Below are 12,625 nucleotides of genomic sequence, written 5' to 3' on the forward strand. Positions count from 1 at the left end.
ATTAATCTAGAATTTAGTTCCTTTTTTGTTTATTGAGAGCTATTTATTTTTTACAGCCCCTTTTTTTGTTTCAGTTATATTTTTTGTAAACTAAAGAACTGAGTTTATTCCCTGTGTAATCAATAAACTCATTTCTTTTGATAAGTCCTCTAAATCATCTGTTCTATCAGAATTAAACCATTGTTGATAGGTATCAATAACTCCTGATGTTATAAAAGTCAAAGCATATGATAATTTATCAGGTCTTTTTTTAGTATCTTCTTGATATATTTTGATTAATTCGTTTTTGAAAAGGATTTTTAATTTATTTAATAATTTGCTTGATGTTGTTGAAGATAATAAAAATTTACGGAAGCTTATTTCTTCATTTAATTCATCTGTAATTGCTTTTAAGAAAATATAGGGATTAGTTTTAATAACTTTAAGATCAAATTGATTCATTAAAAGGTATAACTTTTCAATAATTTCATTTTCGATAGTTTCTAAAACATCATATATATCATAAAAATGTAAATAAAATGTTTTTCTATTTATATCAGCTTCATCAGTTATTTGTTTTATTGTAATTTTTTCAATATCATTTTCTAGCATTAAGTTCATAAAAGCTAGTTTTATTGCTTTTTCTGTTCTTCTACTTCGACGATCATTTTTATTCACAATTTTCCACCTTCTGTTACATAATACACACTATCTATAGTATATGGGTATTAAGCAATAATCAAGACTTTTTTGGTTATTGAATCTTACTATCCTTATATTATATTATATTTAATGTGTTTAATCAACATATGTCTATAATGATGGAGGTGTCAAAAATAAAATATGAATATAAGATCATCGTAAAAGCTTTGTTTAGTAAACTAAGAGGAAAATTAGTAGTAGATATAAGCAATAACATTATGAGTGGTTATTTTTACTTGTTTAGAAAAAAGCAGATTATCAAAGAAATACATTTAGTGGATAATCACTTTAGATATAATGACTATGTATTAACACCAATTGGAAAAATTCCCTATTTGTGTGAAGGTGTAATTGATGAAATGCAAATAAATGGAACTATATCTACCAAGATAAGTAAAATGAAAATTGAAGGTTATAGAATAAAGGAGAAATAAGTTATGAAGAAATTAGCTGATGGAATTGTTAAAAGCAGATATGTATTGATGTTAATATTTGCTGTTTTAGTTGGGGTATCAATTATATTAATACCTAAAGTAAAAACAAATTATGATATGACAAAATATTTGGATGAAGATTCAAAAATTGTTGAAGCATATGAAAAAATGGAAGAAGATTTTGGTAAAAACGGTAGTGCTCAGATAATGATTAATGATATTACTATCGACGAAGCAGAAATTGTTAAACAAAAAATTGAAAAAATCGATGGTGTTGATACAGTTGTTTTTGATAGCACAAGCGAAAAGAGTTATAAAGATGGAAAAGCATTATTTCAAGTATTTTTAAAGGACGGAGATTTTGATATTGAAGTTTATGATACTGTTGATGCTATTGAAAAGGCGTTGGATGGATATTCACCATCATATTATGGAGCAGCGGTTGTTTCTAAATATATGAGTGAAGCTGCACATGAAGATATGGCTAAAATATTAGCAATTGCGTGTGTTATTGTATTTGCAATTTTACTTCTTACTTCTACATCATGGGTAGATCCAATCATGTTTACAGTAGTAGTAGCAACTTCTATTTTTATAAATTTAGGGACGAACTATTTCCTTGAAGAAATATCATTTGTTACGGGTTCAATCTGTGCGGTAATGCAGCTTGCACTAGCAATGGATTATTCAATTATTTTACTTCAAAAGTTTAATGAAAATGTTAAAAAAGGAATGGATAATAAAAAAGCAATATCTGATGCATTAAAAAGTTGTTTCTCACCTATTTCAAGTAGTAGTTTAACAACGATTGCTGGTTTAGTAGCATTAATGTTCATGCAGTTTACCATTGGTTTAGATGTTGGAATAGTTCTTTCAAAAGGAATCGTTATCAGTATACTTACTGTATTTTTGTTAATGCCAGGCGTATTATTATTATTTGCTCCATTAATTGAAAAGACAAGACATAAAAGTATTTTCAATGTTATTACAGAAAGAAAAGAAGCTAGCAATAAACATTTAATTGTTAAATTTCAATATAAGACAAGATATATTATCCCAGTTATTTTATTAGTATTAATTATTTGTGCTGGTATCTTAACAGCAAATTCTGATTACAGATATTCTCTTGATACTGCAAGAGATAAAAATGCTCAAATAAACGTAGATGATAGAAAAATAGAAGAGGCCTTTGGTATTCAAAATTCACTAGTTGTTTTAGTTCCAAAGGGTGATCATAATAAAGAAAAAGAAGTTATTGATGTTATTTCAAATTATAAAATTAATGGTAAAAATATCATTAATAATAGTCAAGGAATGGTTTCTACTGGATTATATGATGAGTTAACTGCAGCTCAAATCGCAAATGTATTTCATGTAAGTGAAGATATTGTAAATTCAGCTTTTCTTGCAATGGATAAAAAAGTGACTGATAAAGTTATAGTAAATGATTTCTTAAATTATATTAGTACAGAAGAGTATGCCATTGGACTTGCTAATAGTAAGCAAACAGAATTAGATGTAAAATATGAACAATTAAAGCCATACTTTACTAATATTTCAAGTACTGAAATTGAAGAACAATATTTAATAAATAAAGAAGTTATTCAATTAGTATATCAAGGTTTAGGTAAAGATGTAACAAAAGATAAAATATCTATGTACGAATTTCTAAAATATATTAATGAAAATCAATTAATTAATAATATATTCGTTGCTAAGGAAAATACATTAACTGAAAAATATAATTCAATTAATACAGAATTAAATATGGCTACAGTTAAAGGTCTTTATTCATTAACTGATGAACAAGTACAAGGTATATTCTTTCAAATAACAGGTGCTGTACCAACAGTTGATACTATCATTTACAATTATCAACTCGTACAATATTTTTATAATGGATTGGATCAATTGCCATTTAATGCTGAACAAAAAGCACAGATAATTGGTGCTTATCAACAAATGTTTACTGAATTAACTGCAACACAAATAAGTGTTTCCTATCCAGTGTTTAATGATGAAACAATGGGATTGATGTTTAGTGCTTACTCAAAAAATTATGAAACTGATACATTACCTGTTTATCAACTAGTCAACTTTATGCATATGAATAACATATTAACTAAATATGGACAACTTGCACAAACAGAAATGGATGGAAAATATGCACAATTAGCACCAGCGGGTCTTGAGTTGACAAAAGCTAATATTATAGAAAATTATGGGATTAGTGATGAATTAGTTCAAGATGTATTTACTAAATTAAATGTTACTGACAAAGTTAGAACGTATGAACTAGTAGAATATTTATCTCAAAATAATTTAGTTGCAACAACAGGTGTTGAACTTCAAAATATAATTGATGAAAAGTATGACCAATCACTGCTTGCTGATAAAATGTTTAATGGAAATCATTATACACGTTTACTATTCAATATGAATTTAGATGTAACTGGTGATGAGGCATTTGAAGCAATTGAAAAATTAGAAAAAGAAATCAATAAAATATATGATGAAAGTTATATTCTATCAGAAAGTGCTAACTTCTTAGAAATTAAAGATATATTCTCTTCAGATTCAACAGTAGTTAGTCTCATCTCATTCTTTAGTATTCTATTAATAGTTATGCTTACCTTTAAATCAGTTAGTATTCCGGTTATTTTAACATTAATAATCCAAGGATCAATTTGGATAGGGATGTCATTTAGTATCTTAAACGATAACCCAGCCTTCTTTGTAACCTATATGGTAGTAACATGTATTCAAATGGCAGCAACCGTTGATTATGGAATTCTATATACAAGTAGATATCTAGAGTATAGAGAAACAATGGGTAAACAAGAAAGTGCTAATGAAGCATTAAGAACATCACTACCTACTATCATTACTTCAGGAAGTATTCTTGTTATCGCTTCATTTATTGTTGGATTAGTAAGTTCTGTATCTGTAATATCTGACTTAGGATTAATATTAAGTAGAGGATGTTTAGTATCAGTAATAGTAGTAATATTTACATTACCACAAATATTATTATTATTTGATAAATTGATTGCTAAAACAACTTTGAAAAAGAAATTCTATTGTAATACAGAAAAAAATTAATATAAATATGTACTGCATTTAGAAAAAAACATTAATTAATAATAACATAAAAATAAAAGGAATATCATTGAGGTATTCCTTTTATTACTTTATCTGATTTAGATTAATTAATCATTTAGTTTGACGATACAATGTAATTGTATTCTGGCCTTCCTATATTACCATAATTTTGTCTAGATGACACATATTTACTGTTTTCTAAATAGTCCATATATTTTTTAATTGTGACGTTACTAATTCCGACTTTAGTAGATATTTCTTTAATTGTCCATACTTTTTCTTTTTCTGAATTTAATAAATCTAATATTGTTTTTAGGGTTGTTGTTTGTAGTCCTTTTGGTAAATTATAATCTTCTTTCATTTTACAACAAATAACATCTATTCCATTTTGTTCAACTTTTCGATTTTTACTTAAAACATCTGTCTTTTCTAGATATTTATCTAGCGCTTCTTTAAATCTTGAAAATTCAAAGGGTTTAATTAAATAATCTATTACTCCATATGCAAAAGCTGTTTTAACTTCTTCAACTGTATTAGCAGCTGTAACCATGATTACATCAACAAAACATTTATTATTACGTAAGTTTTTTAAAATTTCAAGACCACTTTTTTCTGGAAGGTAGACATCTAGAATAATTAAATTCACTTTTTCTTTATTTAAAATATCAAAAATTTCCTTTTCTTTTGTCACACATCCAACTACTTTAAAACCATCTATCATTTCAGTATATCGTTTGTTAATTGATGCTACCATAGGGTCATCTTCTACAATTAAAACTTTTTTCATATAATTTCTCCTTTGCCCAGTGTAATAATGAATTTTTTTTGATGTTTGTTTGTTTCAATATGAATTTTTCCATTATATAATTCAACCCTAGTCTTAATTAGATGTAATCCAGTTCCTCTATTTTCACCTTTAGATGAGACACCTCTTTCAAATATTTGATCTCTGATTTTGGGGGGGATAGGTGTGCCATTATCCTCTACTTCTATAATAATTAATTCTTCATTTTCTTTTAAAGATATTTCAACTTTTTTTTCTTGATTAATATTATGATTAAATGATTCATAAGCATTTTCAATTAAATTTCCAATAACAGTAATTAAATCATTTGAACTAATTAAATTGTGGTTTTGATAAAGAAAAGAATCCTCTGTTATATTAAAAAAAATGTGTTTTTCTCTAGATATTAGTTCATAACTAATAAGCATTGCTTTTACATAATAATCATCAATCATTTTAAACTTTTCTGATGTATCATCATCGTTTCCTTGCATCTCAATAATGTATTTCTTGGTTTCTTCATATTCATTTAACTGAATTAATCCTAAAATAACGTGTAGCTTATTTTTAAACTCATGCACTTTTGCTCTTAGGGTTTTTATTAATTGATCAACTCCAGTAATTTCTTTAGCGATTTGATTAATTTCGTTCTTATCAATTAAAGTGATAACTGTTCCTAAATATTTATTATTTTCAAAAATAGGATTTGAATTCACAAAAAGTCGTTTGTTTAATATAATCATTTCCTTCATTTTGATTTCTTTATGATCCTTTATATAAGGATTTAGTCTTAATAAAATTATATCTTTAGAAAATGGATCAAATAGCTCATTACATACATTATTTACTTCTACAATTTCATCTTCATGATTTAATGCAATAATGCCATTACTTATACTATTAAAAATAACTTCTTTCTCGATATATAACTTGGCAATTTCTTCAGGTTCCTTATTTAATATTTTCTTTTTAATTTTTTTTGAAAAAGTTAATGAAAAAAAGATAGTAAAGATTATTGATAGTGCTAACAAGGTACTATACAATATTTTTACCCTATTAGTTATTAAATGAATACTATCATAATATTTTCCGACCATTACAAACCCAACTTGCTCGCCATTATAAAAGATAGGTTCAAATCTTCGATAGGTTAATCCTTGAGACCCTCTCATTAAAGAGTAATAGCCGACACCTTCTTCTAATACTTGGGCATCATCTGGATTGACAAATGTTTGACCAATTTGACTGATATCTAGATGAGAATACTTTCTCGCTGTCATATCAGCGACAACAACTATATCAACATTATCTAAGTTATGAACATACGTCATAACATGATCTTGTATTGTAAAATCATACTCATGATTATGAAGTTTTTCTTGTATGAATGGGGTTTGACTAATATTAAATGCAGAATCCTTAAGCGATGCTTTAATTGTTGTATTAATAGATGTTAATTTATCGTATAAAAAAATACCATATGAAAACAAAAGAGGAATAAGTGCTATTAGTATAGCATAAAAGACAATCATACGTTGAAATTTACTTTTCATAGGATTTCACTTTCTTTCATAAGAAGTTAATTTGACCCTCAAAGACCGCTATCCCATATTTATAGAATTTTTCATAATTATTACATAGTCAAGGTCAATTATCTGTCTAGATGTCACAATGATACCTTGCAGAAACCATTATATCATATTTTGTGAAAGTATACACGAGCGATTGTTTATTAATTGTTGGTAATTTTTGAATTAAAAAAAGTTGCCGCATAGCGACAACTTTTAATTTATTAAGCAAGTTGATTTTTTGATTTACCTTCTGTTAAAAACTCATTCATATTTTGGTAAGATATTTCAATCATATTTGTTAAAGCTTGATCTGTGTAAGAACCTATATGTGGTGTAATTAAAACCTTAGGATACATTTGGACAAGTTCTTCTACAGTTTCATCGGTTACTTTCGTTCCCTTTAAATTTTTGAAGAAGAAACTAGATTCACCTTCAAATACATCTGTACCAAATCCAGCAAGTTTTCCTGATTTAAGTGCTTTAAGAATAGCTTCATTATCTTGTAATTGCCCTCTAGCGGTATTAACTAAGATTGCTCCATCTTTCATTTTAGATAAAAAATCATCGTTAATTATATGATAATTTTGATCTTTAAAGAATGGGAGATGAACTGAAATAATATCAGATTCTGCAAGCACATCATCCATACTCTTGAAGTCAACTATTTTTTTAGCTTCTTCATTTTGGTACACATCAAATCCTAAAACTTTTGCTCCTAGGCCATGAAATAATTTAGCAGTTGTGTAACCAATTCTACCTACGCCTAGTACACCAACTGTACAATTTCTTACTTCTTTACTGAACATTTTTGCATCAACAGTAAAATCTCTTTCACTGGTCTTTTTAACAGTATAAGCGGTATGACGAAGTAACATCATGGCTAGAGTAACAGCAAGTTCTGAAATAGCATTTGGAGAGTAAGAAGGTACTCTTGCAACTTTCATTCCTAATTCTTTTGCTGCCTCTAAATCAACATGGTTAAATCCTACTGTTCTTGTAAGAACAATTTTTACACCTTTTTTAGCTAAGTATTCTAAATTTTTTCTATTTGCTTGACAATTACCTCTAACCATAACCGCAGAGGCATTTTCAACTTTTAATACGCTTTGATCATTGAGACCACTAGATACAAGTTCTAACTCATATCCAAAGTTATTTAACTTATGAAAATATTCTATTTCAACATCTCTTACACCAAAGCAAACAATTTTTTCTGACATAATCACCACTCCTTAATTAATTAAAAAATATTTGCATTTTTAATAATTTCTAAGATGATGATCCATATTGGCATACAAATTACACTTACTACTGTAGACAATAAAGAACTATTTGATGTTAAAAGGGCTTCTTTATCAGCACTAATAGCAAACGCTGCTGCAACTGTTGCTGTTGGTGTTGCCATCATTATGATTACTGTAGCAACTGCTACGAATGATAGTGGAAGAATTCCTGTAACAGTTAAAAGAATTAACAAAAGAATATTTATTGTTGGAACAGCGATAACTTTCATTATACTGTAATGCCAAGATGCTTTTGATTCTACAGCTTGTTTTAAAGAGATTTCTGCTAATTTTGTACCAATAGCTAACCATGCAAGTGGAGAACATAAACGAGCAAGATAAACCATTGGTTGATATAACCATGTTGCTGTTTGGTCAATACGAGCAAATGCGTATGAAGCACCATTGACTTTAACTTGAGGTAAATATCCTTGGAACATCCATACAAAGATACCTAAGAATGTCGCAATAATAATTGGGTTTATAAACATTTTTTTAGCATTTTCTTTACTAATTTGAATACCTGTTAATTTAATATATCCAAATGAGTATAAGAAGACACGGTAAGCAATATTAAAGATTGAAGCGTACATTACGCCTTCTGCTCCATAGAATGCACCAACAATTGGAATTCCAAAGAATGTTGTAGAACCAAACACGGTTAACACTTCTAATACTTCTTTCTTGCTTCCTTCGTATTTTACATAAAATAATTTTGAAACAAAAATTAAAAGAATATAAATGATAAATCCCCAGATTAAAACATTTATTCCGTTTGATAAACTTTCTTTGTTGATATCAACCATAAATGCTTTATAAGCTAAAGCTGGAATAGCTACCATTAATACAACTTTACTTAAAATTTTTGATGTTTTTGGATCAAAAATCTCTTTCTTTCTTAAATAGAATCCTAGTAAAATAATTAAAATAGATGAAGACACTGCAGCAAGCATTTTTGGATCGCCGAGTGTTTTTACAATAATTTCAGTTATATTCATTTCCTTAATCCTTTCTCTCTTGTGTATTATTTCACACAGTGCGTGCACCAAATATGTTACACAATTCACAAGGAACTGTATAGTTTATTAAATTATTTTAAGAGTTTTTTAAGTTTTTTAAGTTAATTAAATTTGCTCAGTTAAAATACCAAAAGATCTATCATAACAGCTGTAATCATTTTTAGTTTATTAATTAATGTCTATTGTTACAGCTTCATGCAAGTTTGCTTTAAACAAACATAATTAGCTTACACATGTTTTAGGAATTATTAATTATGATTATACGTAGGATATAGATTAAATTATTATTAAAATTTAATTCTTAATTCAACTTATTATCGAAAAGTATAAAAAAATAAATATAAAATATAAATTAACAATTAAATATTTTATAGACTAAAAAAAGCTAAACAAATTAAATTATTTAGCTAGAAGATGAATACTATCTAGAAAGAACAGTTTTGCATATTTTGAGATGACCTCTTTCTTTATTTATATATAAAAAAAGCATTGTCAGTCATGGATTCATATACAATTATTGATATAATAATATTATAAATTACAGGAGGGGATGATTTAATGAAAGCTATAGACTCTATAAAAAGGGCAATCGATTATATTGAAGAACACTTGAAAGAAGATATTAAAATTGGTGAGGTTGCTTCAAATTCTTATCTTTCAGTTTTTTATTTTCAAAGGTTATTTCATGAGACGACTGGCTACAGCATAGAGAAATATATTAAATTCCGTAGATTAGCACATTCTACAGAATTGCTTCTGAAAGATATACCTATGAAAGAAGTCGCAATAAATAGCGGATTTAAAAGTCCAGAACATTTTTCAAGGGTATTTAAAGAAACTTATAAAATGACACCTAGTGAATATAAAAAAGAAAAGTTTCCATTATTTCATGTGTATAAGCCTGATGTTATCTTGCAAAATGCTAAATTAAGTTTGGGTGATAGATATATAGCGGATAATATGGTACTAGAAATAAAATTATGTGAGAAAGAAGAAATAAAAATGATAGGCCTAGACATATTTTGTCCTTTTGGAATAGAGACACCTGGTATAGATAATCCAGGAATTGCTTGGAATAGATTTCATAAAATGAAACATACAATCTTAGATAAAACTTGTCCAACCCAAGAATTTGGTATCTCCTATAATCATGGTGAAAAAGGGTTTCATTATCTTGCATCTACAGCTGTCAATCAAATTGAAGATATTCCTAAAGACATGATTTCATTTATACTACCTAAAGGACTTTATGCTTGTTGTATATATGAAAATGAGAGTTTTGAAGATGGTACTGGACAAAATTTGAAGAGTGCAATGGATTATTTCTTTAATTGGTTTAATGAAAACAATTATCGTCCTGCTAATAATTATGCGATAGAATACTATCATGAAGAAGCATTAAAGAAACCTCATAAAATAGAAATGTGGGTAAATATAAAACGATAAAATATTTATTATAACTAGGTTAACTAACCTTTGTACAAAGGTTAATTATGAACAAAAGACAATCCAATGGAAGAATTTTTTAACAACTAAGGTAATAGGACAACAATCAATTGGATGTAATTTTTAGAATTCGACAAAAAAAGTCATAATACTACATTTTAATACAAGAAGTGCAAAATTTTATTAAATCCATTAAATTATTTAAGTAATTAAGACAAATTAAGAGTTGAAATAATAAGAATTATTCATTTATGTAGTAAAGAATGATAAAATAAAATTGTAATGTTTATTAAAGAATTAGGGGAGGATATGAATATGAAAACAAACAAGATATTAACTATTATTTTTTTACTTCTTAGTTTAGTTTTATTTAATAGTTGCTCACCAAATAATAAAGAAAATGATGAATTAATTTATGAATTTACAGATAAAGAACAATTACCTGAAAGAATATTACTAACTGGAAATGAAGAGAATAAAAATTATACATTCTTATTATCAAATTATACAAATAAATATAATAAAATAGCATTTGGAAATTCTTTAGAAGAGATGAATATAATCTATACAGCTAGTGGGGATAGTGATATTGAAGAAATTGTTAATAATTTTAAATATATATCATGGTTTGAAACAATAAAAAAAAGTGATGAATCTATAATTAATCAAATTAAAGTTTATAATAAAGAAACTAAATCTATTAATACAATATTTGAGAAAATAGCCGATGAAAGTTCACCATATCAATTTAATTTTATTGGATTATCAGGCAATAATATCTTGTATATTGAACTTGATTATGAAAATTCTAAAGGAAAAATAGTTCAATATAATATTTTAGAAGATAAATCGAGTGTATTTCTTGAATTACCGTTTACGAATAATGAATTAACAAGAAACTGCCCATTATATTTTATAAATGTTAAGGATAATTTATTGATTACTAGTACAATAAATAATCAAACAGTTGATCTTCGAGTTTACAATATTGAAACAAAGGAACTAATTCATACGATAACACTTCCTGAATATATTGGACTAGTTTACTATGCAGATTTTGATATGGATACTAAAACTTTTGCGATTTATTATTATAAAATTGAAACCAATGATATTAAATCAGGTGAGGGCGTAGGAATTATAAATATTGTAGATAATGAATTAAAAGAAATTTTTACTCCAAGTTCAACTACATATTTATATCATGAAAAAATATCTATTTCTGGTAATTTAATTTACTTTGTTTTACAAAAAGTAGTGACAGGAGCTGTTTACGACCATTATATTGGAATACAATATAATATAAGTAATCATCACTATGAAGAAGTAAAAGGTGCAATTTATTTAGAATTACATGAGGAACTTTATGCGGTTTGTTTTGATAAAAAAGAGGCAATACAAAAAATAAATTATTATAAATATCCAAGTATAAAATAATAAATTTAAAAGCTTTGTATTTTTTAAATACAAAACTTTTTTTATTAGGATCATGATACGCTTGCTCATTCCAATGAATATAGGGTATATATACTAGGAGACTTTACTAAAAACGAAAAAATACACATAATGTGTTCACAGGAGTAAATAGTAGAATTTATATTAGAATATTTTTTATTAATATTATGTATATAGAAATATAATATGATAAAATAATACAGAAGGAGGATGTTTATCATGAAAAAATTAATTACAATATTATTAACACTATCTTTTATATTTGGAATAGCAGCATGTGCATCTACAAATAAGGATGTAGAGGATAAACCTATAGCTCCAACTGTAAATGAGTTTACGGCAGAAGGTAATAAGGATCTTGAAAATGTGTTTGATCCAATTTTTACTATTAAGTTTAATAATCCTGATGAAGTTAGAATTTCTCAAATTACTATAAATGGTGAAGTTGCGACTATTTTAGAATCTGAACAAACTACTGAAAATGGTGTTACTACAGTTACTGTCAGCGATGTAGTTGGTACTCTTCATACAGATTTAACGAAAGAAAAGATTTATATGTTAGATGCATTTAAATGGCGTGATGATTTTGAAGATTATTCTGTTAATGTAACTAGTGTAATATGGACTTATGAAGCTCCAGCTCAATAAATGAAACATATAAAGTATTAAAGGTTATGTTCAATAGGATATTATACCTATAGAGTAGATTTTAAGTTAAAAAGATGTATAACTAAGTTTTATAGTTATAAAAATATAAAACCGGAATTATCAAATGATATAATGATAATTCCGGTTTTTTTTTTTTTTTTTGTTCCAATATTTTTTACCATAGTTTCTTATTGTCTCTAGC

The 12,625-nt window shown here is 26.7% G+C and carries 10 protein-coding genes; 5 read left to right on the plus strand and 5 right to left on the minus strand.

Features of this window, described 5'->3' with window-relative positions:
• Positions 1–90: 90 nt before the first annotated feature.
• Positions 91–657 (minus strand): TetR/AcrR family transcriptional regulator, encoded by a 567-nt coding sequence (locus KHQ81_00245; protein QVK18183.1) that lies wholly within the window; start codon positions 655–657, stop codon positions 91–93.
• A 131-nt stretch (positions 658–788) separates the two neighbouring features.
• Here KHQ81_00245 and KHQ81_00250 point away from each other — a divergent pair, with 131 nt between their 5' ends.
• Positions 789–1,115 (plus strand): hypothetical protein, encoded by a 327-nt coding sequence (locus KHQ81_00250; protein ID QVK18184.1) that lies wholly within the window; start codon positions 789–791, stop codon positions 1,113–1,115.
• A 3-nt stretch (positions 1,116–1,118) separates the two neighbouring features.
• On the plus strand, positions 1,119–4,217 hold the full coding sequence (locus KHQ81_00255) for an MMPL family transporter (protein ID QVK18185.1): 3,099 nt from the start codon (positions 1,119–1,121) through the stop codon (positions 4,215–4,217).
• Positions 4,218–4,332: 115 nt separating this feature from the next.
• Here the strand turns inward: KHQ81_00255 and KHQ81_00260 are convergent, their stop codons facing one another.
• The 4 genes from KHQ81_00260 to KHQ81_00275 form a co-directional block, all read right to left on the minus strand.
• Positions 4,333–5,004, minus strand: a complete 672-nt coding sequence (locus KHQ81_00260) for a response regulator (protein QVK18186.1) — start codon at positions 5,002–5,004, stop codon at positions 4,333–4,335.
• Positions 5,001–6,554 carry a Spo0B domain-containing protein gene (locus KHQ81_00265; GenBank protein ID QVK18187.1) on the minus strand — a complete coding sequence of 518 codons (1,554 nt, stop codon included), beginning with the start codon at positions 6,552–6,554 and terminating at the stop codon, positions 5,001–5,003. The genes KHQ81_00260 and KHQ81_00265 overlap by 4 nt, the downstream gene beginning before the upstream one ends.
• A gap of 239 nt (positions 6,555–6,793) precedes the next feature.
• Complete coding sequence (locus tag KHQ81_00270) at positions 6,794–7,792, minus strand: lactate dehydrogenase (GenBank protein QVK18188.1); 999 nt, start codon at positions 7,790–7,792, stop codon at positions 6,794–6,796.
• 20 nt (positions 7,793–7,812) lie between these two features.
• Positions 7,813–8,853 (minus strand): AEC family transporter, encoded by a 1,041-nt coding sequence (locus tag KHQ81_00275; protein ID QVK18189.1) that lies wholly within the window; start codon positions 8,851–8,853, stop codon positions 7,813–7,815.
• A 579-nt stretch (positions 8,854–9,432) separates the two neighbouring features.
• Here KHQ81_00275 and KHQ81_00280 point away from each other — a divergent pair.
• From KHQ81_00280 to KHQ81_00290, 3 genes are all read left to right on the plus strand, one after another.
• A complete protein-coding gene (locus KHQ81_00280) occupies positions 9,433–10,320 on the plus strand; it encodes an AraC family transcriptional regulator (protein ID QVK18190.1) in 888 nt (295 codons plus the stop codon).
• A 315-nt stretch (positions 10,321–10,635) separates the two neighbouring features.
• Complete coding sequence (locus KHQ81_00285; GenBank protein QVK18191.1) at positions 10,636–11,757, plus strand: hypothetical protein; 1,122 nt, start codon at positions 10,636–10,638, stop codon at positions 11,755–11,757.
• Positions 11,758–11,994: 237 nt separating this feature from the next.
• The gene (locus KHQ81_00290) at positions 11,995–12,423 is read left to right on the plus strand and encodes a hypothetical protein (protein ID QVK18192.1); all 429 of its coding nucleotides are present in this window, start codon (positions 11,995–11,997) and stop codon (positions 12,421–12,423) included.
• Positions 12,424–12,625 lie beyond the last annotated feature (202 nt).

The sequence above is a fragment of the Mycoplasmatota bacterium genome (genome assembly GCA_018394295.1).
In the GTDB taxonomy this organism is placed as follows: Bacteria; Bacillota_I; Bacilli_A; order Haloplasmatales; family Haloplasmataceae; genus JAENYC01.

What these genes read in the sequence shown, in the direction of transcription:
- KHQ81_00255 (QVK18185.1), top strand. Translation starts at nt 1,119, where the DNA reads ATGAAGAAATTAGCTGATGGAATTGTTAAAAGCAGATATGTATTGATG.
- KHQ81_00285 (QVK18191.1), top strand. Translation starts at nt 10,636, where the DNA reads ATGAAAACAAACAAGATATTAACTATTATTTTTTTACTTCTTAGTTTA.
- KHQ81_00275 (QVK18189.1), bottom strand. Translation starts at nt 8,853, where the DNA reads ATGAATATAACTGAAATTATTGTAAAAACACTCGGCGATCCAAAAATG.
- KHQ81_00280 (QVK18190.1), top strand. Translation starts at nt 9,433, where the DNA reads ATGAAAGCTATAGACTCTATAAAAAGGGCAATCGATTATATTGAAGAA.
- KHQ81_00270 (QVK18188.1), bottom strand. Translation starts at nt 7,792, where the DNA reads ATGTCAGAAAAAATTGTTTGCTTTGGTGTAAGAGATGTTGAAATAGAA.
- KHQ81_00260 (QVK18186.1), bottom strand. Translation starts at nt 5,004, where the DNA reads ATGAAAAAAGTTTTAATTGTAGAAGATGACCCTATGGTAGCATCAATT.
- KHQ81_00250 (QVK18184.1), top strand. Translation starts at nt 789, where the DNA reads ATGTCTATAATGATGGAGGTGTCAAAAATAAAATATGAATATAAGATC.
- KHQ81_00265 (QVK18187.1), bottom strand. Translation starts at nt 6,554, where the DNA reads ATGAAAAGTAAATTTCAACGTATGATTGTCTTTTATGCTATACTAATA.
- KHQ81_00290 (QVK18192.1), top strand. Translation starts at nt 11,995, where the DNA reads ATGAAAAAATTAATTACAATATTATTAACACTATCTTTTATATTTGGA.